Origin of the sequence: Achromobacter spanius (genome assembly GCF_039673305.1) — a bacterium.
Lineage (GTDB): Bacteria > Pseudomonadota > Gammaproteobacteria > Burkholderiales > Burkholderiaceae_B > Achromobacter > Achromobacter spanius_F.
The window spans coordinates 1-22125 of sequence record NZ_JBDJLJ010000046.1 but is presented as its reverse complement, the minus strand read 5'-3'; the positions used below and the strand labels follow the sequence as shown (position 1 = coordinate 22125).

Annotated in this window: 25 protein-coding genes; 6 read left to right on the top strand and 19 right to left on the bottom strand. The window is 64.7% G+C overall.

Annotation, left to right across the window (positions count from 1 at the left end; translation table 11 throughout):
• Positions 1 to 45 precede the first annotated feature (45 nt).
• From ABE485_RS24460 to ABE485_RS24440, 5 genes are all read right to left on the bottom strand, one after another.
• On the bottom strand, positions 46 to 360 hold the full coding sequence (locus ABE485_RS24460; RefSeq protein ID WP_346517837.1) for a hypothetical protein: 315 nt from the start codon (positions 358 to 360) through the stop codon (positions 46 to 48).
• Positions 361 to 538: 178 nt separating this feature from the next.
• Positions 539 to 766, bottom strand: coding sequence for a DUF3820 family protein (locus ABE485_RS24455; protein WP_346517836.1), 228 nt, complete (start codon positions 764 to 766; stop codon positions 539 to 541).
• An 8-nt stretch (positions 767 to 774) separates the two neighbouring features.
• Positions 775 to 1323 carry a cysteine hydrolase family protein gene (locus ABE485_RS24450; protein ID WP_346517835.1) on the bottom strand — a complete coding sequence of 183 codons (549 nt, stop codon included), beginning with the start codon at positions 1321 to 1323 and terminating at the stop codon, positions 775 to 777.
• A 71-nt stretch (positions 1324 to 1394) separates the two neighbouring features.
• Positions 1395 to 1970, bottom strand: a complete 576-nt coding sequence (locus ABE485_RS24445) for a GNAT family N-acetyltransferase (protein WP_346517834.1) — start codon at positions 1968 to 1970, stop codon at positions 1395 to 1397.
• A gap of 30 nt (positions 1971 to 2000) precedes the next feature.
• Positions 2001 to 2474: an OsmC family protein gene (locus ABE485_RS24440; RefSeq protein WP_346517833.1), complete on the bottom strand. Its 474-nt coding sequence runs from the start codon at positions 2472 to 2474 to the stop codon at positions 2001 to 2003.
• 190 nt (positions 2475 to 2664) lie between these two features.
• Here ABE485_RS24440 and ABE485_RS24435 point away from each other — a divergent pair, with 190 nt between their 5' ends.
• Both ABE485_RS24435 and ABE485_RS24430 read left to right on the top strand, forming a co-directional pair.
• Positions 2665 to 3090 carry a copper resistance protein NlpE gene (locus ABE485_RS24435; RefSeq protein ID WP_346517832.1) on the top strand — a complete coding sequence of 142 codons (426 nt, stop codon included), beginning with the start codon at positions 2665 to 2667 and terminating at the stop codon, positions 3088 to 3090.
• Between the two features lie 82 nt (positions 3091 to 3172).
• Positions 3173 to 3922, top strand: a complete 750-nt coding sequence (locus ABE485_RS24430; protein WP_346517831.1) for an ABC transporter substrate-binding protein — start codon at positions 3173 to 3175, stop codon at positions 3920 to 3922.
• A 33-nt stretch (positions 3923 to 3955) separates the two neighbouring features.
• Here ABE485_RS24430 and aliA read toward each other — a convergent pair whose 3' ends face one another.
• The 4 genes from aliA to badH form a co-directional block, all read right to left on the bottom strand.
• Positions 3956 to 5611: a cyclohexanecarboxylate-CoA ligase gene (gene aliA / locus ABE485_RS24425; protein ID WP_346517830.1), complete on the bottom strand. Its 1656-nt coding sequence runs from the start codon at positions 5609 to 5611 to the stop codon at positions 3956 to 3958.
• A gap of 54 nt (positions 5612 to 5665) precedes the next feature.
• Positions 5666 to 6817 (bottom strand): cyclohexanecarboxyl-CoA dehydrogenase, encoded by a 1152-nt coding sequence (gene aliB / locus ABE485_RS24420; protein WP_346517829.1) that lies wholly within the window; start codon positions 6815 to 6817, stop codon positions 5666 to 5668.
• A gap of 107 nt (positions 6818 to 6924) precedes the next feature.
• Positions 6925 to 7707 (bottom strand): 2-ketocyclohexanecarboxyl-CoA hydrolase, encoded by a 783-nt coding sequence (badI, locus tag ABE485_RS24415; RefSeq protein ID WP_346517858.1) that lies wholly within the window; start codon positions 7705 to 7707, stop codon positions 6925 to 6927.
• A 31-nt stretch (positions 7708 to 7738) separates the two neighbouring features.
• Positions 7739 to 8506 carry a 2-hydroxycyclohexanecarboxyl-CoA dehydrogenase gene (gene badH, locus ABE485_RS24410; RefSeq protein ID WP_346517828.1) on the bottom strand — a complete coding sequence of 256 codons (768 nt, stop codon included), beginning with the start codon at positions 8504 to 8506 and terminating at the stop codon, positions 7739 to 7741.
• A gap of 172 nt (positions 8507 to 8678) precedes the next feature.
• On the opposite strand from badH, the gene ABE485_RS24405 reads away from it, so the two are divergent.
• A complete protein-coding gene (locus ABE485_RS24405; RefSeq protein ID WP_346517827.1) occupies positions 8679 to 9146 on the top strand; it encodes a MarR family winged helix-turn-helix transcriptional regulator in 468 nt (155 codons plus the stop codon).
• Positions 9147 to 9215: 69 nt separating this feature from the next.
• On the opposite strand, the gene ABE485_RS24400 is transcribed toward ABE485_RS24405, so the two are convergent.
• The gene (locus ABE485_RS24400) at positions 9216 to 9548 is read right to left on the bottom strand and encodes an FmdB family zinc ribbon protein (RefSeq protein ID WP_346517826.1); all 333 of its coding nucleotides are present in this window, start codon (positions 9546 to 9548) and stop codon (positions 9216 to 9218) included.
• 12 nt (positions 9549 to 9560) lie between these two features.
• A complete protein-coding gene (gene fmdA / locus ABE485_RS24395) occupies positions 9561 to 10790 on the bottom strand; it encodes a formamidase (protein WP_346517825.1) in 1230 nt (409 codons plus the stop codon).
• Between the two features lie 240 nt (positions 10791 to 11030).
• Between fmdA and ABE485_RS24390 the strand changes: the two genes are divergently transcribed.
• Positions 11031 to 11399, top strand: coding sequence for a hypothetical protein (locus tag ABE485_RS24390; RefSeq protein WP_346517824.1), 369 nt, complete (start codon positions 11031 to 11033; stop codon positions 11397 to 11399).
• 73 nt (positions 11400 to 11472) lie between these two features.
• Here ABE485_RS24390 and ABE485_RS24385 read toward each other — a convergent pair whose 3' ends face one another.
• A complete protein-coding gene (locus ABE485_RS24385; protein ID WP_346517823.1) occupies positions 11473 to 12963 on the bottom strand; it encodes an aminotransferase class V-fold PLP-dependent enzyme in 1491 nt (496 codons plus the stop codon).
• 108 nt (positions 12964 to 13071) lie between these two features.
• Between ABE485_RS24385 and ABE485_RS24380 the strand changes: the two genes are divergently transcribed.
• Together ABE485_RS24380 and ABE485_RS24375 are read left to right on the top strand one after the other, a co-directional pair.
• Positions 13072 to 13545 (top strand): Lrp/AsnC family transcriptional regulator, encoded by a 474-nt coding sequence (locus ABE485_RS24380; protein ID WP_202946579.1) that lies wholly within the window; start codon positions 13072 to 13074, stop codon positions 13543 to 13545.
• Between the two features lie 189 nt (positions 13546 to 13734).
• Complete coding sequence (locus ABE485_RS24375; RefSeq protein WP_346517822.1) at positions 13735 to 15405, top strand: ABC-F family ATP-binding cassette domain-containing protein; 1671 nt, start codon at positions 13735 to 13737, stop codon at positions 15403 to 15405.
• Positions 15406 to 15654: 249 nt separating this feature from the next.
• Here ABE485_RS24375 and ABE485_RS24370 read toward each other — a convergent pair whose 3' ends face one another.
• The 7 genes from ABE485_RS24370 to ABE485_RS24340 form a co-directional block, all read right to left on the bottom strand.
• A complete protein-coding gene (locus ABE485_RS24370) occupies positions 15655 to 15930 on the bottom strand; it encodes a hypothetical protein (protein WP_346517821.1) in 276 nt (91 codons plus the stop codon).
• Complete coding sequence (locus tag ABE485_RS24365; protein ID WP_346517820.1) at positions 15927 to 17405, bottom strand: energy transducer TonB; 1479 nt, start codon at positions 17403 to 17405, stop codon at positions 15927 to 15929. Before ABE485_RS24365 ends, ABE485_RS24370 begins: the two co-directional genes overlap by 4 nt.
• 4 nt (positions 17406 to 17409) lie before the next feature.
• Positions 17410 to 19140, bottom strand: a complete 1731-nt coding sequence (locus ABE485_RS24360) for a molecular chaperone HscC (RefSeq protein ID WP_346517819.1) — start codon at positions 19138 to 19140, stop codon at positions 17410 to 17412.
• A gap of 258 nt (positions 19141 to 19398) precedes the next feature.
• Positions 19399 to 19653 carry a YrhB domain-containing protein gene (locus ABE485_RS24355; protein WP_346517818.1) on the bottom strand — a complete coding sequence of 85 codons (255 nt, stop codon included), beginning with the start codon at positions 19651 to 19653 and terminating at the stop codon, positions 19399 to 19401.
• Positions 19654 to 19738: 85 nt separating this feature from the next.
• Positions 19739 to 20005, bottom strand: a complete 267-nt coding sequence (locus tag ABE485_RS24350; protein WP_346517817.1) for a hypothetical protein — start codon at positions 20003 to 20005, stop codon at positions 19739 to 19741.
• 343 nt (positions 20006 to 20348) lie between these two features.
• Positions 20349 to 20753, bottom strand: a complete 405-nt coding sequence (locus ABE485_RS24345) for a hypothetical protein (protein ID WP_346517816.1) — start codon at positions 20751 to 20753, stop codon at positions 20349 to 20351.
• 643 nt (positions 20754 to 21396) lie between these two features.
• The gene (locus ABE485_RS24340; protein ID WP_346517815.1) at positions 21397 to 21855 is read right to left on the bottom strand and encodes a hypothetical protein; all 459 of its coding nucleotides are present in this window, start codon (positions 21853 to 21855) and stop codon (positions 21397 to 21399) included.
• Positions 21856 to 22125 lie beyond the last annotated feature (270 nt).

The window sequence follows — 22125 nt, the reverse complement described above, 5'->3', positions numbered from 1 at the left end:
CCCGCTTCGGCTCCGCCCCCTGTATTCCCCCTGCGGCTGGCGCGTCTATTGCTGCTGGCGGCGCTGCTCCAGCTGCCGCATGCACTGCTCCAGGCCAGCCTGCATCTGCGCATTGGACACGGCGGCTCGGTCCGACACCTGGCGGCAGCGGGCGAACTCGGCCTGGCTTTCCGGCGTGTCGCGCACCACCACCGGCGGGGTTTCCGGCGTGACCGTCATGCGCAGCGTCGACGGCGGCGACAGGCTGCCATCCCGGGACGGAAACTGAATCTCCTGGGTGGCGGGTGCGGCGTTCTGGGCCTGGGCAACGCCCGCGGCGCACAGGGCAAGCAGGAAAGCGGAAAGGTGGCGTTTGTTCATGGGGACCTCTGTTTGATGAGCCTGCGCCCGCAAGCGGGGCCGATGGCCTGCCCCGGGGCGCGCCGCCTTATCGTAGCCCCAGCCGCGGCCCGGCGTCGTGCCAAGACGCTACACGAACCGCGCCAGTTGTTTCCTGCGGTTTCGCGCGGCGCGCCGAGGCAGGCGCGCTGAGAGCGGCTCACCAAGACCGGCGCGGCGTCTTGCGCAGGGGATCCAGCAGGGATGACAGGCCGTTGTGATCCAGTTCGAGCATCAGGGCGAGCAGGCGGCCCAGTTCGCCGGGCGGAAAACCCTTGCGCGCGAACCACGCCAGATAGGGCCCGGGCAGGTCGGCGATCAGCCGCCCCTTGTACTTGCCAAAGGGCATCTCGCGCGTCACCAGCAGGGAAAGCAGTTCGGGATCCATCGCAACACCTAGCGCGGCGTTTCGCCCGGAAAGAGATCGGCGGCGGGCACGGCCGCGATCTTCACGCCGAAGCTTGAAATGGCCGGCAAAGTGGCGTTGTGGTGCGCCCGGATGAGCGCGCCGGCCGCATGGGGCTTGTCGTGCGTGGTGTGGGCGTCGGCCGCCAGCGTGACCGGCAGGCCCAGCCCCGCTGCCCGCCGCACCGTGGTGTCCACGCAGAACTCGGTGGCGTAGCCGCACACGACAAGCTGCGTGACGCCTGCGTCGGCCAGCGCCTGGCCCAGTCCGGTGCGCAGAAACGAGTCCGGCGTGGTCTTGCGGATCCGGATGTCGCCGTCGGCCGGCGTCAGCCGCGCGTCCAGCGCCCATCCCGGCTCGCCATGCGCCAGCGCGGAGCCCGGACTTTCGTGCTGCACGTAGATGACCGGCGCGCCGGCCGCGCGGGCGCGGTCGGCCAGCGCATTGATGCGGTCCAGGACCTGGGCGGCCTCAAAGGGCGGCGGCGACGTTTCGAACAGCGCGCGCTGGACGTCGATCACGATAAGGGCGGATGTCATGGGGTTTCCATCGGGCGGATCGCAGCGAGTCTACCGCCAAACGCGATCCGCCGGGCCTGCCGGGCCCGGCGTCAGCCGCACTCCGCGCCCACGACGGGAGGCGGCCACATGCGCGCATACATCCAGAAGTGGCGAGGCTCGCCGCGCACCACCCGATAAGCGTGCAGCAGGCCTTCGCGCCGGAAGCGGCAGCGCTCCAGCACGCCCACCGACGCCGCGTTGGAGTCCAGCACCGTGGCCTGGACGCGGGCAAATCCCAGCACCATCAACGCCCAGTCGCTGACGGCGGTGCAGGCCCTGGTGGCCAGCCGCTGCCGCCAGAAAGCCGGCGAAATGTCGTAGGCGATTTCCGCTCGGCGGTGAGCCGGCGCGATCTCGTTCAGCCCGATCGTGCCCGCAAGCTGCCCGTCCGGACCGATGATCGCCCATCGCGTGCTGAGCGAGCGCTCGGGCTGGGCATAGCCGCGTATGAGCTCGGCCAGGTCGCCGGGACCATCCAGGCGCCAGCTTGTATGCCGGGTGACGGCTTCCTGGCTCAGATAGCCATGCCATGCCGCCGCGTCGTCTTCGCGCAGGGCGCGCAGGCGCATGCCGGGCACGCCAAGGTCCGGAAGCGCCTGGGACCAGTCAGGAAACATCGTCGTCATGGGGATGGTTGCGCGGAAAGACTGCGCGGCTCATGCCGCGGTCACGATGCGCGGCTCGCAGCGCACCGGGAAATTCACCGAATTGGCGATGAAGCAGAAATGGTGCGCGCGTTCATGCAGTTCTTCAGCCAGCGCCGCGTCGTCGCCAGCCCGGATGGTGACCTGCGGGCGCAGCGTGACCTGCGAAAACGCTCCGCCGCGCTCGCGGTCTTCGACCATGACGCCCTGCGCCTCGTCCCGGTAGGCCTCGACGGTCACGCCTTCGACGGCGCAGAAGTGCAGGTACCAGAGCTTGTGGCAGGCGGACAGCGAGGCCACCAGCATGTCCTCGGGATTCCAGCGCGCCGGATCGCCCCGGAAGGCGGGGTCCGATGAGCCCGGCACGTCGGGCTTGCCCGTGGCCTGGATGAGGTGGTCGCGGGAATAGGCCGCATAGCTGGACGTGCCGCTGCCGGTATTGCCGGTCCAGTTCACGGTCACGGTGTAGTGGTGTTCGCCTTTCATGCGTATCGTCCCCGCCTTGCGTGGCGGCCCGATGCCGCGTCGGCGCGCAAGGAGTGCCGAGCTTAGCGCACGGAAGGGCCGCCGAGATAGCCCGGTCCGCGGCCTTCGGTCTTACATCCGGTTTCAGCATGGGGCAGTTACTGTCCGTATCGTGATACGCGTCTGTCCGCCTGCCATACAGGAGCTCGCCATGATGAAAACCACCCTGACCTGCACCCTGAGTCTTGCGCTGCTTGCCGGCTGCGCCCCGTCCAAGCCCATCGACGCCCGCTCCACGCCCGTGGACCACCACACGTCGCGCGATTCGCTGGACTGGCCGGGCAGCTACGAAGGCACCCTGCCCTGCGCCGACTGCCCGGGCATCCGCACCCGCCTGACGCTGATGAAAGACGGCCGCTACGAAAAGCTGACCCAGTACCTGGACCGCCAGCCCCAACCCGAGATCGTTTCCGGCACCTTCAGTTGGGAATCCGACGGCGGCACGATCCGGCTGGACGCGGCGGGCGACAGCCAGCGCTACTTCGTCGGCGAGAACCAGATCACGATGCTGTACCGCGACGGCACGCGCCCCACCGGGCCGCTTGCCAGCCACTACATCCTGCGACGCGTCCAATAAGGCATCGCGCCAGCGCCTGCTTTGCGGCTATCCTTTGCCATCGAGCGCGCCCGGCGGCGCGTCCCCTCCCCGCAAGGAAGCCATGAAGACCGATCACGAGCTGCTTTCCGCCTTCGCCCCCACCGGCGTGCTGCGCGCCTCCATCAACCTGGGCAACCCCATCCTTGCCAACACCGACCCCGCCACCGGCCAGCCCGGCGGCGTGTCGGTGGACCTGGCCACCGAGCTTGCGCGCCGCCTGGACGTGAAGCTGGAGCTCGTCGTGTTCAAGTCCGCCGGCGAATCCGTCAACGCGGTGGCGGCCGAACAGGCCGACGTGGGCTTCTTCGCCATCGACCCGCTGCGCGGCGAGCAGATCGCCTTCACCGCGCCCTATGTCGTCATCGAAGGCGCCTATCTGGTGCGCGACGATTCGCCCATCCAGAGCAAGGACGAGGTCGACAGCAAGGGCCTGCGCGTGGTGGTCGGCAAAGGCAGCGCCTACGACCTGTACCTGACCCGCGAACTCAAGCAGGCCGAGATCTTCCGCGCCCCCACCTCGCCCGCCGTGGTCGACACCTTCCTGCAGGAAAACCTGGAGGTCGCCGCGGGCGTGAAGCAGCAGCTCCAGGCCGATGCCCGGCGCCTGGGCGGCCTGCGCCTGCTGGACGGCCACTTCATGTTGATCCGCCAGGCCATGGGCGTGCCCAAGAGCCGCGGCGACAAGGCCAGCGCCTACCTGGCCGCGTTTGTCGAGGCCATGAAGAAGTCGGGCTTCGTCGCCGAGGCGCTGGCGCGCCACAAGATCCAGGGCGCCGCCGTGGCCCCGCTGGAAGCGGCTGCGCAGCCCTAGCCTGCGGTCCCACGGACACCGTGGCGCCGCACACTAGGCGTCCGACGCCGGCCGGTCTTCGGCCAGCATCTGGCGCAGCCTGAATTTCTGCACCTTGCCGCTGGGCGTCGTGGGCAGGCTGTCGCGGACCTCGAGCCGTTCCGGGATGTACTGGACCGCGACGCCGAAGCCCTTCAGGAAGTCCACCAGTGCGGGCAGCGCCAGTTGCTGGCCGCTTTTCAGCATGACCACCGCACACGCGCGCTCGCCCAGCCGTTCATCCGGATAAGCGACGATGGCGGCCATCGCCACGGCGGGATGGCGGTACAGCAGGGACTCGATCTCGACCACCGGAATGTTTTCGCCGCCGCGGATGATCACGTCCTTGCTGCGGCCGGTGATGCGCAGATAGCCGGTGGCGTCGATACGGGCCATGTCGCCCGTGTCGAACCAGCCCTGCGCGTCCGTCGCATTGAGCTGCGGCCGCTTGAGGTACCCGCCGAAGTTGGAGCAGGACCGCAGCCACAGGTAGCCTTCGCTGCCCGCAGGCAGCACGGCGCCGGACGCGTCCGTCACCTTGATCTCGACGCCCGGCAGCGGCGTGCCATCGGTGGTGCAGGCGCGCGCGTCGTCATCGTCCGGCAGGGTCAGCGTCACGGCGCCGTTCTCGGTCATGCCCCAGGCCGAGATGATCTTGGCCCCGAGCGTGCGGCTGGCCTGTTCCACCAGCGGTCCGGGAATGGGCGCGCCCGCGCAAAGAAAGGTGCGCAGCGACGGCACGGGCATGCCGGACTGGGCGACCTCGCGCGCGATGTCCGTGAGAAATGGCGTGGACGCCATGCTGAAGGTGACGCCGTGCTCGCGCATCAGGGCGGCGGCCGTCGCGGCGTTCCAGATATCCAGCGTCACCGCGCTGGCCTGCAGATGGAACGGCATCATCAGGCCGTACATGAATCCCGTCTGGTGCGCCATCGGCGACCCCATCAGCACCACGTCGTCCGGCCCCAGCCGCAGGCGCTGCGCGTAGGCGGCGATGTTCGACAGGCAGGTATTGGCCGTGTGCATCACGCCCTTGGGCTCGCCCGTGGTGCCGGACGTGTACATCAGCTGCGTGACGTCGTCCGGCCCGGGCCGGGAGCGGGTCAGGATCTGGCGCGCGTCGGGCTCGCGTTCCCAGGCCGGATCGCTCAGCCGCGCCTCGAAGCTGTCGGGCCCGGGGCCGCCCGCCACGATCACATGCTTGAGCTGCGGCAGGTCGGCGCGCAGCCCCTCGACCATGGACGGATAGTCAAATCCGCGAAAGCGGTGGGGAACGATGAGCAGGCGCGCTTCGCTGTGACGCAACATGAACGACAGCTCGCGCTGGCGGAAGATGTGCATCAGCGGATTCATGACCGCGCCGATGCGCGAGCAGGCCAGGTACGTGACGACGAACTGCCAGCCATTCGGGAGCTGGCAGGCGACCACATCGCCCCGTCCCACACCCAGCCGCGCCAGCCCCACGGCCACGCGGTCGGCCAGGAGCGCCAACTGGCGGCTGGTGAACGGCTGCTGGATGCCGGTTTCCGCCTGCACGGCGGTCAGCGCAACCTTGTCCGGACGGGACGCCGCGTAATCGTCCAGTAGATCGTTGATCGTGCGGTCCGGCCACCATCCGCGCGCAATGCTCTCTGCACGGCGCGGCGCAATCAGTACGGCGTCGAAATCCATGGCGTTGTCTCCGTTATGGTCGTGTTGATCCCTGCCGCCAGCCCCGCCCGGCCTTCAGGCCGGCACGGCCCGGCGCCCCGCGCGGTTGCGCGCGATGATGATCTTCATGATCTGCGCCGTGCCGTCCCCGATCTGGAAGCCCAGCACGTCGCGCAGCCGCTGCTCCATCACACCGTGGTCATAGCCGCCATGGCCGAAAGTCAGCAGGCACTGGTGCACCACGTCATACGCCAGCTTGGGCGCCCACCATTTGCACATGGCCGCCTGAGAGCTGTGCGGCAGGCCGCGGTCTTTCAGCCACAGCGTCTGCAGGCACAGCAGGCGGGCCGCCTCGACCTGGGTCTCGCCTTCCGCCAGCGGGTGCGACACGCCCTGGAACGCCGTCAAGGGCTTGCCGAAGGCCTCGCGCTGCGCCGCGTAGTCCCAGGCGTCGTCCAGCGCCGCGCGCGCCACCGCCAAGACCTGCAGTCCGATCAGCGCTCGCGAATAGTCGAAGCCCTGCATCACCTGGACGAAGCCTTCGCCCTCGGCGCCCAGCCGGTGGTCGGCCGGCACCCGGACGTTCTCGAAGAACAGGGATCCGCGCCCGATGGCGCGCTGCCCGTGGCAATCGAAACGGTTGCGCGTAATGCCGGGCAGGTCCAGCGGCACCAGCAAGGCCGTGACGCCGCGCGCGCCCGAATCCACCGCGCCGCTGCGGCCGAACACGACCGCCGCATCGGCCTGGTCCGCCGCGGAAATCGAGGTCTTTTCCCCGTTCAGCACATAGTGTCCATCGACGCGTTCCACGCGCAGCCGCAGATTGGCCGCGTCCGACCCGCCGCGCGGTTCGGTCAGCGCAATCGCCAGCAGCGCCTCGCCCTGCGTCAGGCGGGCAAGCCAGGGCCGCGCGACGCCGGGCTGGCCGTGCTGCGCCAGGATCTGGCCGTTCAGCGACGCCAGCAGGTTCACGTACGACATGCTCAGGTCCGCACGCGCAATCTGTTCATGGATGACGCCCGCGGCCAGGCAGCCCATACCCTGCCCGCCGCAATCTTCCGGCAGCTCGGGCGCGATGAAGCCCATGCGCCCCATCTCCCGCATCAGGCCGCGGTCCAGCACGCGCGTCCTGTCGCGCTCCAGAAAGCCGGGCGCGATGCGCCCGTCGGCAAAGCGCCCCGCGTGCTCGGCCAGCGCGGACAGGTCTTCGTCGATATAGGGATTCATGCGGTCTCCTTCGGGCGCGCCGATCGTTGCGGCGCGCTCTCTGTTGTGCGCGGCGCGGCCCGCCGGCATGGCCGGCCGCCGCGCTGCTGCGGTGTCCCTTGCCTGCCCTACTTCGCGAACTGGCGGAAATCGGGCTTGCGCTTTTCCTGGAAGGCGCGCACGCCTTCGCGCGATTCCTCGGTGTCGTAATAGAGCTTCAGGGCGTACATGCCCATGCCGGCAATGCCAGCCTGGTGCGCCGTGTCCATGTTGAACGAGCGCTTGGCGATGGCAATCGCGGTCGGGCTCTTTTCCATGATCTCGGCGCACCATCTGCCGACCTCTTCGTCGAGCTGATCGTGCGGCACCACGGCATTGACCAGCCCCATGGCCAGCGCCTCGGCGGCGGGATAGCGGCGGCACAGATACCAGATCTCGCGCGCCTTCTTTTCGCCCACCACGCGCGCCAGATACGCCGTGCCGTATCCCGGATCCACCGAGCCCACCTTCGGCCCGACCTGCCCGAACACCGCCTTGTCCGACGCGATCGTGAAGTCGCAGATGGTGCACAGCACGTTTCCGCCGCCGATGGCGTAGCCCTGCACGCGGGCGATCACCGGCTTGGGCACGTCGCGGATGGCGTTGTGCAGCTCTTCCATGGGCAGGCCGATGGTGCCGCGGCCGTCGTACTGGCCGGCGTGCGCCGACTGGTCGCCGCCGGTGCAGAAGGCCTTCTCGCCCGCGCCGGCCAGCACGATCACGCCGATGTCCGCCGCGTAGCCCGCGCGGTTGATCGCGTGGATCAGCTCGTCGCAGGTGCGGCCGCGAAACGCGTTCATTTTTTCGGGGCGGTTGATCGTGATCCAGGCTGCGCCGTCGCGCACGTCATAGAGGATGTCTTCGTAGTTCATCATGGCTCCAGAGAGGGAATCGCAGGCGGCGTCAGCCGTTCATCGTCAGTCCGCCGGACACGCTGAGCACCTGCCCCGTGACATAGGCGGCGTCGTCGCTGGCAAAGAACAGGATCGCGCCGGGCAGGTCGTCAGGCTGGCCGATGCGGCCCAGGGGAATCGCACGCGTGAAGGCCTCGAGCAGTTTTTCGGGATTGCCCGCCCCTTCCTTGTAGTCGGCGAACAGCGCCGTATCCGTGGGGCCGGGGCACACCACGTTGACGGTGATGCCATGCCGCGCATGTTCGCGCGCGATGGTCTTGGAAAACGCCACGATCCCGCCCTTGCAGGCGGCGTAGACGGCCTCGCCGGACGATCCCACGCGCGCCGCGTCCGAGGCGATGTTCACGATGCGCCCCGCCTTGCGCGCGGCCATGCCCGGCAGCACCGCATGGTGCAGGTGCAGCGCGCCCAGCAGATTGATCGCGATCAGCCGCTCCCACTGGACGGGCTCGGTCTTGGTGAAGGGCTTGAACACATCCCAGCCCGCGTTGTTGACCAGGATGTCGACCGGCCCCAACGCGGACTCGGCCTGCGCGACGGCGGCGTCGACCTGCGGCCGCTGCGTGATGTCGCAGCCGATGGCCAGCGCCCGTCCGCCCCCGGCGGCAATGTCGTCCGCCACGCGTTGCGCGTGATCTGCGTTCAGGTCCAGGATTGCCACGGCGGCGCCTTCCTGGGCGAAGCGCCGGCAGGTCGCCCCCCCGATGCCGCCGCCGCCGCCCGTCACGATAGCCGTCTTGCCTGCGAGTCTTTGCATGATTTCCTCTGCCCGGGTTGCAGGCTTGGTATCCTTGCTCAACGAATGCAGGCCCAAGCCAATATACGTAAACATGTTGACGTATATTAGCCACCCATCAGCGGCCGATCAAGCCTGAATCAAGTGAACCAAACCTATGAAAAACCCTAATAAAAACACCGAAATAGCCAGAATGGAGCTGGCCAACCGGTTGTTCTTCAGACTGTATCAATGCGCAAACATGCTGCATAAAACCGGCAGCCGGGCAGTCGAGCACCTGGGCCTGACGACACAGCAGTGGGCGGTGCTGGGCGCGCTGTCGCGCCCCGAGGCCGACGGCGGCATGAGCGTGGGCGACCTTGCTCGCTATCTGATGGTCAGCCGCCAGAGCCTGTCCGGCCTGATCAGCCGGATGGAGCGCGACGGGCATATCGCCAGCGCGCCCGACGGCCGCGACCGGCGCTCGCGCCTGGTCACCATGACGGAAAGCGGCCGCCAGGTGTGGACGCAGGACGCGATTCCGCGCATCCATGACTACTACGACGGCGCGCTGGCCGATTTTTCGATGGGGGACCTGAGCCACACCCTGCACTACCTGCTGAAGCTGCTGGACAACATGCAGGGCCTGGACAAGGAAGCGGGACAGGACGATACGGCGTAACGCCGCGACGCGTGCAGGGCGGCGCGGCCGGCGTCGGCGCGGCCGGCTTGCCGGCGCGCCGCGTTCCCCTTAGTGGCTGATCATCCAGGGCCGCGCGCCCGCGAAGGATTTTCCGCCATCCGCCGCCGTGCGGGTCTTGCCCCGCGAGCGACCGCCCGCGCAGCAGCCGCAGTTCATGCCGTGCCCCGCGCGCGAACTGCGCGGCTCGTTCGCGCTGCGCTCGTTGGCCGCCCGCGCCCGGTTCACGGCCGAAGACAGCGCCGAAATCGCGGGCGCTCCGCTCACGATGCGGCCAGACATCGCGCCGCACTGCGGGCAGGCCGCCGGATCGCGCCACTGCGCCAGCGGCCGCAGCGCGGCGAATTCGCCGCAGGCCGCGCAGGCATAGTCATACATCGGCATCGTCGTCTCCTCTTAAAGGTCGCGCGACAGCGGCATGTCCACGTCGCCCTTGACGTGCTTGACGGGCCCGGCCGCGGAAGGCTGGATGTCGAAGTCGAAGATCTCGGTGGGCAGCCACAGCGTCGCGCAGGAGTTGGGAATATCGACCACCCCGCTGATGTGCCCCTGCACCGGCGCGCAGCCCAGCAGCGAATAGGCCTGCGCCCCCGAATAGCCGAACTTCTTCAGGTACTCGATGGCGTTCAGGCAGGCCTGGCGGTAGGCCACGTTCACGTCCAGGTAGTGCTGCTTGCCGCCTTCGTCCACCGAAATGCCTTCGAAAATCAGGAAGTCTTGGTAGGCGGGCGTGATCGGGCTGGGCTTGAAGATCGGGTTCTTGATCGCGTACTTCTCCATGCCGCCCTTGATCAGCGATACACGCATGTGCACCCAGCCCGCCATCTCGATGGCGCCGCAGAACGTGATTTCGCCGTCGCCTTGCGAGAAATGCAGGTCGCCCACCGACAGCCCGCCGCCCTTCACGTACACCGGGAAGAACACGCGTGCGCCGCGCGACAGGTCCTTGATGTCGCAGTTGCCGCCATGCTCGCGCGGCGGCACGGTGCGCGCGCCCTCCGCCGCCGCCTTGTCGCGGTCCGCGCCCTGCAGCGCGCCCATGTGGGCGGTCTTGGGCGCGGGCGGATTGGCCAGCGGCGGCACGCGGTTCGGATTGGTGTCGATCAGCGCCTGCTCGCGGCGGTTCCAGGTGTCCAGCAACTTCTTGTCCGGCAGGCAGCCGATCAGGCCCGGATGGATCAGGCCCGCGAAATTCACGCCCGGAATATGCCGCGACGACGTGAACATGCCGTGAAAATCCCAGATGGATTTCTGCGCATGCGGAAAGTGTTCCGTCAGGAAGCCGCCGCCATTGTTGCGGCTGAAAAAGCCATTGAAGCCCCACAGGCTGTCGGGCTTGGCGCCGATATCCAGCAGGTCGACCACCAGCAGGTCGCCGGGCTCCGCGCCTTCCACGCCCACCGGGCCCGACAGGAAATGCACGGTGGACAGGTCCACGTCGCGCACGTCATCGGCGCTGTCGTCGTTCTTGATCGCGCCGCCGGTCCAGTCGTAGGTTTCCAGGATGAAATCGTCCCCCGGCTTCACCCACACGGCCATCGGAATATCCGGATGCCAGCGATTGTGGATCTGCTTGTTCTCGTAGGGGGATTGTTCCAGATCGACACTGATAAGCGTATTGGTCATTCTCTTTCATCTCCGTCGTGACGAGTTGATAAAACAGAACTTCAGCCGGATACACGTCCAATTCCCGTTGCGGGTTGGATCTTCGGAACGTTTGAACCGTCAACGATGGTAGACGCGTTCAAGCGATTTGCCATACTGGTTTTCCATGCAGTGGCAGCGCCCTTGCCGCCGCGTGCCCGGGGGACATTTCGCAGCAGTTATGATGCAAGCCACATCCCACGCACCACCAAGGTTTTCCGCATGGCAGCCACACACCGCCGGCCCCTGGCCGCCCTCCTGATCATCGCCGCATGCGCCAGCGCGTCGGCCCGGGCCGACGACGACTGCGTCGCGCGCGTGGACGCCGAGCTGGCCCGCATCAAGCAGGCGCAGGATGTCCAGCGCACGCGCGAGGCCGCCAATGAGCTGCAGTTGAACAAGGCCTTGTGCCAGGGCCGGCTGGACCTGCTGGATGCGCGCTTTGCCCTGAGCGACGACTTTGAAGCCTGCCGGCGCAAGGGCGTAGCCTTTTCGGATCAGGTCGTGCGCACCCTGTCCGGCGCATCGGACGACCTGACCGACATGAAGGCCTCGTGGATACGGACCTGCGGCCTGCAAATGAAGGATTGATGGCGGCGCCAGGTCGGCGCCGTTCAGGGCAGGCCGGGCGCTGAGCGCACCCGGCCGCGGCCCCGCAGACGCGTCAGGCGGCCTTCTTGTCGGCCGTGTGCGGGAAGAAGATGGCGCGGCTGGGATCGAAGCCGTACAGGTGCTCGAAATCGGTGGCGTCCTGGGCCAGCGCAAGCACCGATTCCAGGATGAAATCGGCCTTCGCGTCCGACAGCAGCGCGCTGAAGTTCAAGCGGACAAATCCGGGCTTTTCGATCTCGCGGCCGTCCAGGATGGCCTGCCGCATCTGCAGCGACGCGGCGTCGTCGATATCCAGCAGGCGATGCACGTAAGGCCCGGCGCACGCGCAGCCGCCGCGGGCCTGGATGCCGTAGCGGTCGCTCAGCATGCGAGTCACCAGTTGCTGGTGCACAAAGCCGCCCTTGCCGTCGCGCACGCGGAAGGAAAAGATCGGCAGGCGGTTCGCGGTGAGCGAACCCAGCAATTCCAGGCGCTCCGCGCCCTTCCAGGCCGACAGCGCGCGCTGCACGAAATGCGCATGGCGCTGCTGCATGAAACCGGCGCCCAGCGCTTCCTTCACCAGCACCACCAGCGCGGCGCGGATGTCTCCCACCACATTGGGCGTGCCCGCTTCTTCGCGCGATTCCAGGCTGCCGCTGTAGTCGTGGCCCGCCGGCGAGACGAACTTGACGGTGCCGCCGCCCGGCCAGGTCGGCGTGGTGTTCAGCACGGCATCACGGCGCACGATCAGCACGCCCGACGCGCCGGGTCCGCCGATGAACTTGTGCGGCGAAAACACGATCGCGTCGATCTGCGCATCGGCAGCCGGCGACATCCGGATAGGCAGGTACGGCGCGCCGCCCGCGTAATCCCACAGCATCTTCGCGCCGGACGCCTTCACCAGCCGCGTAATGCCGGCGATATCCGCCACGATGCCCGTCACGTTCGACGCCGCCGACAGCGCGCACACCACCAGCGTGTCTTCCGGGGCCTTCAGCGCCTGCGCCAGTTGCACCAGATCCGGGCCGCCTTCGGGGCTTTCTTCCAGCACCACGATGTCGGCGCCGCATTCGCGCCACGGCAGGATGTTCGAGTGATGCTCGTACGGACCGATGACGACGCGGACCTTCCTGCCCGCGGCAACCGCCGCATGCACGCCAAACAGATGCACCAGACGGTTGATGCCCGCCGTGGCGCCCGACCCCGAAAAAATCACCGCATGCTCATCGCCCGCGCCGCAGCAGCGCGCAATCGCGGCGCGCGCCTCGCGGCGCAGCCGCGTGATGAAGCCGCCGCAATACGAGGCTTCGGTGTGCGAATTGGCGTAATACGGAAGCACCTGTTCAAGCACGAAGCGTTCCACCTGCATCAGCGCCCTGCCGGACGCGACATAGTCCGCGTAGACCAGCGGCTTGGAGCCAAAAGGCCCGTCGATGGAAGCATCCTTGCCGATCAGCCCTTCGGCAAGCGCCGCGGCGATATCGGGGGATTGGAGGCTGTCTTGAAATTGCTGCAACGGCGTGGCCGAGGCCCGGGCGGGGGCCGCGGCGGTAAACGTAGTCATGGGGAGTCTGTTCCGAACTGTTCGCAAATATCATACGATGGAAGCCCGGATGAAACATCACCGTTTTTTTGCTATTAATTCATGAAAACGGGTCATATGATCGATCCCATGGAAAAAATAGACAAACTTGATCTAAGCATAATCTCCTGCCTGCAAAAAGACGGCGCGCTGTCGCAGCGCGAGCTGGCGGATCGCGTCGGCCTGTCGCAGAACGCGTGCTGGCGCAGGCTGCAACGCCTGAACGCCTGCGGCATCATCCGCGGCACCCGGGCCGAGGTCAGCCTGGTCGCCCTGGGCCTGGACCTGACCGTCTTCGTCATGATCCGCACCAGCCACCACGCCAAGGCCTGGGCCGACGGCTTTCGGCAGCACGTGGAACGCCTGCCGGAAGTCACCGAGTTCTATCGCATCGGCGGAGACTGGGACTACCTGATCAAAGTCGTCTGCCGCGGCATGGCCGGCTACGACCGCTTCTATCAAAAGCTGATCACGGATTTCGAACTGTCCACGGTGACGGGGTTCTTCAGCATGGAAGCCATCATCGAAAACCGGCCGCCGGATCTTCGCCTGCTGGAGGACTGAGGCGCTTCAAGCCTGCTAGTGCAATACACTGCAGCCCACGCGCCGGGAACTTTCCCGGGGCCGCATCGTTCGAATCCCTCATTCATCTTCAACGCGGAGACCCGCCCGGCCATGATTCTCTAAGCCCTCCCCCCTTGATCAGCGCTTGCGCCACGCGCAACGCGTCTTCTCGCCCCCGGAGAGCTTCATATGGCCCAGTCTTCCCGCGCGCCCGCAGCGGCGCACACGCACCCTCATCCCCAGGACACGGCTGTTTTCCTCAGCCTGCGCCACGTCAGCCACGCGTTGCCCGACGGCCGCCTCTTGCTGGACGACGTCAGCCACGACTTCATCACCGCCCGCCACGGCCTGATCGGCCGCAACGGTGCGGGCAAGTCCCTGTTGCTGCGCCTGGCGCATGGCGAAGTGGCCACGCAATCCGGCCGCATCCAACGCCGCGGCCGCATCGCCTATGTTGCGCAGACCTTGCCCCGAACGCCAGGCATCACCTTGGCCCACGTCGCCGGCATCGCGCCCGTCCTGCAGGCGTTATCCCGCATCGAAGCCGGCAGCACCGCCCAGGCCGACTTCGACCTGGCGGACGGCCACTGGCGCATCCGCGACGACTGGGCTCGCCTGCTTGCCGACGCGGCCCTGCCCGCGTGGTCGCCCGATCTCCCCGCCGCCGGCGCCAGCGGCGGCGAACTCACGCGCGTCGCGCTCGCCGGCGCCTTGCTGCAACACGCCGACGGCCTGCTGCTGGACGAACCCAGCAACCACCTGGACGCCCGTGCCCGGACCTGGCTCATGGAACAGATCCGCGCCTGGCGCGGCGGCCTGATCGTCGTCAGCCACGACAGGACCTTGCTTGACGCCATGTCCCACATCGTCGAGCTGGAACGCGGCGCGCTCACCGGCCATCCCGGCAACTACAGCGCCTATCGCGCCCAGCGCGACCTGCAAGGCGCCGCTGCGCAAGCCGCCCTGGAACACGCTCGCAACGAACGCGCCGCCGGCCTGCGCGCACTACGCCAGCAACACGATGCCCAACAACAACGCAACGCGCGCAATGCGCGCCAGGCCCGTGACACGAACCAGGCGGCAATCCTGCTCGGCACGAAAAAATCCAATGCCGAAGGCCACGCCGGCCGCGAACACCTGCGCCGCCAGCAGACCAGCGCCGCGCTGGACGACGCCGTCAAGCAAGCGGCCGCGCGGGTCCTTCCTGCAAACGCCGTCGCCCTGGCGCTGCCCGACACCGCCGTACCGCAGGGCCGGCGCGTCCTGCACCTGGAGGAAGCGGTGGCGCCCTATCCCTTGGAGGCGTCCCCGCTGACGCTGACGCTTTCCGGCCCATTCCGGCTGGCGATCCATGGGCCGAACGGCTGCGGCAAAAGCACGCTGCTGTCGATGCTGGCGGGAGAGTTGACACCCAGCGCGGGCACCTGCGACGTCCGCGTGCCGACAGCCATGCTGGACCAGCGGGCGTCCAGCATCCCGGACGACAAGTCCCTGCTGGACACGCTGCACGCGCTGGGCGCCGCATTGCCCGACGGCGAACTACGCAGCCGATTGGCGCTGCTGGGACTGGGCCCTGCATTGGTCAGCGCACCCGCCGCGACATTGAGCGGCGGGGAGCGCATCAAGGCGGCTTTGGCTTGCGCGCTGTGGCGCAAGGAGCCGGCGCAGTTGCTGTTGCTGGATGAGCCGACGAACCACCTGGATATTGCATCGGCCCAGGCGCTGGAGGAGGCGCTGGCGGGGTATCCGGGTGCGATGGTGGTGGTGTCGCACGATGCGCGGTTCCTGGAGGGGATCGGACCCACGCATGAATTGATCTGGAAGAGCGGCGGGCCGGGTTGGATGCTGGAATTGGACTAACGCTTACCTGACGGAACCGCCAGCCAGCACCACGCCAATCCGTGTGTGTACAGCGTCAGCCTGGAAAGAACTTCCGAAGATGCAATCCATCCCGCGCTGCATACCGTCATCGCGCACGGACAGAGTACGCACTCACGATCAGCAGCCTCTCGATGCATTCATCACAGTCATAAGCCTCATCCCTGAATCGTCCGGACGTGCGGCGCCGGCGTCATGGGCATGCGTGCCCGTTTTCCGGCACCCCGAACTTCAGAACATCAAACCCGCCTGTGATCGACATAAATTCATCAATCCGCCGAAAGCAATCGAGAATAGTGCGTTGAATAGAACAGGCACGCCTGGTTCCCGCCAGCACAGCCACACGACGAGCGCCGACGCGGTCACCAAGGTGGACTTCAGCCAGTAGCGGAATTTGCTCCAAAACCCGACGTGCTCGCGCTGGCCAAACGCGAACCACGTCACGATCATCGTTACCAGACAGAGGATCAGGATTCCGACCCCGCTGTGCATGCCAGCCGCCATCATCGCGCGTCCAATTGGTAGTTGAAAACAAGCACCGACTGACCCGGAACAGCGATGCCATCCTGCATCGCCGGCATCATGCGCACATTGTCCGCCGCGTCAATGGCAGCCCGGTCCAGCGCTCTGTAGCCCGACGAGAACATGAGCGCCTTGCGCAGAACCTTGCCCTGCGCATCCAGCATCACTCGCACCCAGACCGTGTTTTTGATCCCCCGCACCCTGGCGTCTTGCGGATACTGGAGAGGGGGCTGCGCCGTGATGACCGGCATCTTGGGCGTAGCCGTTGGCCACAAATCCGGCGCCGTGCGGCGTAGCTCCAGAGTGGGACAGCCTAACGGCGGCGCCTGCATGCCTTGCTGCGCGCAGGGCTGAGGATTGGCCACCATCTGCTGAGCCTGCAGCGTCACCCGGCCACCGACAGGCGATGCTCGACCTGTCTGCTCGATCTTGTAAGTGGTGCCGTCGCGGACGTCCTGAAACATTAAAACCAGCCCAACCAGGCAGAAGGCCGTGACTGCAAGCTTGGCCCAATGAACAGACAGCCAGCGAAGCAAGTCCCAGGCGCGCGCAAACCGTCTGGCTTGTTCGAGCCACGTCCGGATACGGTTCTGCCCCAAATCCAGAACCGCCAGATCCGGCGCGTGCTGCAACAGCAGCTTAAAGCTCTGTCCGTGCCAGAAAGCCTGAGCCGGGTTGGGCGCTGATCGCCGGCGCGCCAACATCACCACGGCGTCCAGGCGCACCCGCAGCGGCAAGGGCAAGTGGCTGTATCGCTCGATCTGCTCCAGCACCATGAGCACCCAACTGGACAGCGCCGGATCACTCGGCACAGGCGCATGCAGGCCGTTCCAGTCGAACGCGCGGCGGGCGGTATTGAAAAGCGCAAGGCGGCCATCGGGTTGTTCGCGCATGGCCTGGGCCAGGCTATGGGCCAGGACATCCCGGGCCTCCAGATGCCCCAGGCGCTCGTCCGCCAGCGCAACAGCCAGCGCCTGCGCGAGATTCGGGTCAGGCGTGTGCATGAGACGGTGCGTCCAATAGGCAACGCCCTCGTCCAGGTCCTCGCGTGAGCGCAGCGGCGGCTCCGCGTGGCGGTCGGTCTCCGGGGCTTGCGTACCGCGCTCTTGCGGCGCCTGCCCGCTGGCCGGCGTCTTCTCCTGCCCCTCCTCTGGAGGCGCATGGGATGAGGATGATTCCGGCGCAACCGGCCCTGGAGGCGGGATGATGTCCGGGCGGACCTGCGCGGGCGGGGCTGCCGACCCTTCGTTGCCCGCCAGCCAATGGTCGGACTGCGCATCGCCTTCGCGCTGATGCTCCGCCCATGCACGCGCATGCTCGTAAGCACCGCGCAACGCGGCGAAGCCCTCCGGGTCGGCGGCCTGGTCTATGCGCTTGAGCGCCGCCGCATAAGCCCGGCGAATACTCTTCTGGTCGTTGGTGGGCCCGATGCCCAGTATTGCAAAACTGGCTGCGAGCAAGAATCTACTCCCCGTCCGCCGGTTCGAAGCCCGGCGCAAACACGGCAGCCCGCTCCAGGATGTCAACCACGCGCCGCAGCTGCTCCCGGCCGCGCGCGACGGTCCTTTCTTCCTGCGTCGCCAATGCCCGCTCGAACAGCGCTATTTCGCCAGCCAGCAGCTCGCGGTCGCCGCCACGCATCATTTGATAGACACGTTCGGCCCGCGCGAGCAGCACCCGGTTAACCGCTTGTTCCCGCGGATGGATCTTCAGTTCGGCCAACTCCGCCAGGCGGCGCTGGATATCCGCGTCGCTCATCTGCGCGCCGCCGCCCTGGATCACCGTTCGCTGCGCCGGCCCGCCGCGCTGCAGCACGGCCTCGACCTCCAGCAGACCATTCACATCGTAGGTGAAGCGCACGTCGAACGCCGACTCTGCGCGCGATCGGCGGGGCATCGGCACCCGCAAGGTGCCAAGCAGAATGTTGTCGCGCACCAGGCGCGACTCGCCCTGATAAATCTGCAACTCGACTTCGCTCTGGCCGTCCTCCATCGGGAAATAGGTTTCCTGCCGGCTGACCGGCACGATGGTATTGCGCTCGATGATGGGAGAAAACTGACCCGGCAGATGCTGGCCGGCCCCCACGGTGCGAACCGTGCTGATCCCGAGCGTGTACGGACACACGTCGGTCATGACGATCTCTTCAAGGGCCTGGTCTTTCATCTTCAGGCCCGCCATCACCGCGGCGCCCGCCGCCACGACCTGATCGGGATCCATTTCCGAATTGGGAAAGCGGCCGAACATGCGCGTAACCAGTTGACGCACCAGCGGCATGCGCGTGGCCCCGCCTGCCAGCACCACCGTCGCAATATCCGCACTCTTGATATTGGCGTCCCGCAGCGAACGCTCCACCGGCATGCGCAAGCGCGCAAGCAACGGCGCGCTCAATTGCGCAAACAGGTCCTGGCTCAGGTCCAGCGAATATTCCTCATCCTGCCAGCGCACGGCCATGCGCGCGTCCGGCTGCGCCGACAACTGGCGCTTGGCGCTCTCGGCCTGGGCCAATAGCTGCTGCATGAAGCGCCGATCTTCCCGCGCCGCGGCCGGCAGCGCGTGGGTATCGAAGAATTTCCGGACAATCTCGGTGACGAAATCTTCCCCACCCAGAAAATTGTCGCCGGCGGTGGCCCGCACTTCCATCACGCCTTCAAACAGTTCCAGCACCGACACATCGAAGGTGCCCCCGCCCAGGTCGAAAACCAGGAACTGGGTTTCTTCCTCGCTTTGATGAAGACCATAAGCCAAGGCCGCGGCCGTCGGCTCGTTGACCAGGCGCTCCACCTTCAAGCCGGCCAGTTCCCCCGCGTCTCGCGTCGCCTTGCGCTGACCATCGGAAAAGTACGCCGGCACGCTGATCACGGCCTCGGTGACCGCATGTCCCAACATTGCCTCGGCGTCCGCTTTCAGGGCGCGCAGCACCAAGGAGGACAGCTCTTCCGCCCGAAACTCCTTGCCGCCCAGCGTGAACGACTTGTCGCTGCCCATGTGCCGCTTGAACAGCGCGGCCGTACGCTCGGGATGCGTCTGAAGACGTTCACGCGCCGCCTCACCCACCAGCACGCTGCCGTCCTCATCCAGGCTGACGCACGACGGCGTCAGGTAGCTGCCCAAGGGATTCGGCACAAGCCGCGATTTGCCATCCTGCCACACCGCAACCAGGCTGTTCGTCGTGCCAAGGTCGATACCGATAATCATGCGAGGGGGTCCGTTTTAATCCGAGACTGCGGGCTGGTCAGGGCGCCGCGGAACACAACGTCAATGTATGGTTTACGGATGAAGACGGGGGAAATGTAGGGGGTGTGGGTTTGGGTAATGGAGTTGTGCGGGAAATCCGGGTTGGTTTAGCCTGACAACTCATTTACGTCCGCCTTACTTCTTCGGACAAGACGATCTCGCGCACATATGCGGATGTCTGCTTTTTGACGGAACTTTTGCGCAACAGCGATCAATTATTCATTTCACACGCAAATCAGGAATAGCCCCACCGGAACAGCTACCGTCTATCCCAACAAATATTGGCCAGTTACCGACGAGCGCAAAATCTATATTTCCCGTTTCCATATACGCCCTCGATTGATACGGAAAATACCATCCCACCCTTGTCACTATCACTCCATCATCGACAATGATGTAACTATCCTGCAGTGCAGGATGCATGTTCTCCGCAATGTAAAACTCCGCAACGGCACGCGCCTCATCGATATCCATGGCCAACCTCAGATTATTAGTGGATATTTAAAGCGATAGAGATTAAACGGGCATACCGACAATCTAGCCCCCCTTGCCTGCCACCCTAGTGCCATACCCGAACTTGTTGCGCGATATCTGCTACTACCAACTTCGGCCCACAAATCGTTAGGCCGACATACGTTTCGGCTTCTATTGTTATCACGTCGCTGCCGATTCTAAAGAGCATTCTTTCAACTTCCTGAGAACCTCCAACGCCCCAAAATTCGTCGACAAGAACCGCGCCGTTTCGCTCGAGCACAGCTACTAGGACACGTCTTAACTCATCGTCGAATTCATTTCCAAGAAAAATTATTTCGTTCCCCACGCTCATTGACAACCTCCATATCCTTACCGGAAACAAAGGTGTCGGACTACATTTTCGCAAGGCCGCAGGGAAATGCAGGCTGACACTTTATTACTCCATCGGATTGTCTTTCAAAACAGGTCTTGGCATTTACTGCAGCCTGAATAATTATTGGCCTCGCGTAGCAGCCGAACATTGGAAGCCGTTTTCAAAAAAGCCAAGGGATACGCAATTGCCAGAACAAGGCAGTTGCAGTAAGAAAGTTCGCTCACCTGTCCTTCGGCATACCAAAAACGCGCTCGCGCTACCGAACGGATTAAGCCAATTCTCTTTGCGGGAAAGGCGATATCTTATTCTGGATTATAAACACCTACTCGAAGACAATAGCCAACGCTTCTCCATTCGCCAATTTCAACCGGTACTTTACAAGCACAATCTCCGTAAATTTGGAAACGATTCTGGTAGCGACATTGCGATCAACCCCATCCAGATAAATCGAAAATACGCAACCTCGAACTTCTTTCTTCCAAGCAACAAAAACGTCATCCCCAGCTGTGCGCCAGAATTGAATATTAGTTATCTTTCCTCCCTCAACCTCAGACGAAAGATCACCGGCCGCCACATTTTTCTGATCTCCGTCAACTCCCCATGTTGAAACCTTGGAATTATCAGGATTTTCTATCTTCAGGCCACATTCCTCAAATGCACCGCGCACAACAACAAAAGCCGTTCCCAATGTTTCGGGGATAACCACCTGCAAAACGGGCCAAACCATCTATCGTTTCCTCTAGCCAAGAAGGGTGTCAGACTATATTTTTCACGCAGCTGCGGGGAGAATTTAATCTGAAGCTTGATGTTTTTTACCGGTCGCACATCCAGATATTCGCCAGATTGGAGGTATCCGCCGCTGGTAGCGTCTGCGGGTGCGGGGGTACTCTCCTAATCAACAGCCTCGCTGCCGGGCGCTATCCGCAGCCCCCCAGCGCGACCCCGGAAAGATAACGATGCCGCGGATCAACATAGACCCCAATCCCGACACAACAAATTTCAGGAATAACCACTTCAGACATAGACCGAGCGCGGCACCGATAGTGGAAAACGTCCTGACATCAACCCACAACGCGGCTTGGCTATATGCAGATGCTTATTCAGATCGCTGCAGCAGCGGAGACGCGCAGGAAGTGCACCGGCGAGGCTAGCGGAGAATTTTGTGCGTGGCAATTTGGACAGACAGTCATGGATAGTAGCCACGCCATTTGCGAACGAACACTACATCGATTTCGTACCATTCACGGGGAGCAGGTCATAGGCTGGTGGGAATGGTAGCTGGGTCGGAGACGGTGCGAACGACGCTGCCGCCGGGCCGGCCGATACTAGTGATAAGAAGGGGGCCGGGCGCGATGGCCCCGACCAAACATCTAACCAAACTCACCCTCCAAAACCAATTTCACGTGCTTGGCCAAATTCAGCAAGTCTGCGTACGCCAACGGGGCAAAATCAGGATAGCGTTCCGACATATACTCCTGCGGATTTATTATCCCCCTAACCTTACGCTCACGCTCGACGGCTTTAACAGCAAACTCCGGACTAATAACCCAATTGACATCAGGAAAGCTCACTCGCTGGTAAGCAAGCATAATCCACTTGATATCACCATGATAGCTGTCAATTGCTTTTTTCAGCCCATCAATCAATTTATCATTTGGATCTCGAAATCGAACAGTGGTATACGGAGGGCGAGTGGAATTATCTTGCCTATAAACTCGCCCACCTTTCAGAATAATTTCGACTACCCGGCTCTGATATCTGCTCCAATCGAGATCTGCAAATTCCCAGAGAAACCTACACAACCCACCCCCATCGGCCAGCAACTTCATTTGCGATCTCTATTTAAATATCGAAATATTAAATCCATCTGAGAGCACCTTTGATCAGCTGCAACCAATCGCCGTTTGCTATCGGGCCAGACAGCTGATGATAGCTTTGCTCCTCTGCGGTCCGCACACGATGAAAGGTGTGCGATGAAAGGTGTCAGACTGGACTAACCCGGATTTCCCGGACAGTTTGGTTAAGGCACTGCGGCCTCAACCTGAGCAGGGGTTCTATAGCCTAGCCCCTGGTGGATTCGCTGGCGGTTGTAGAAGACC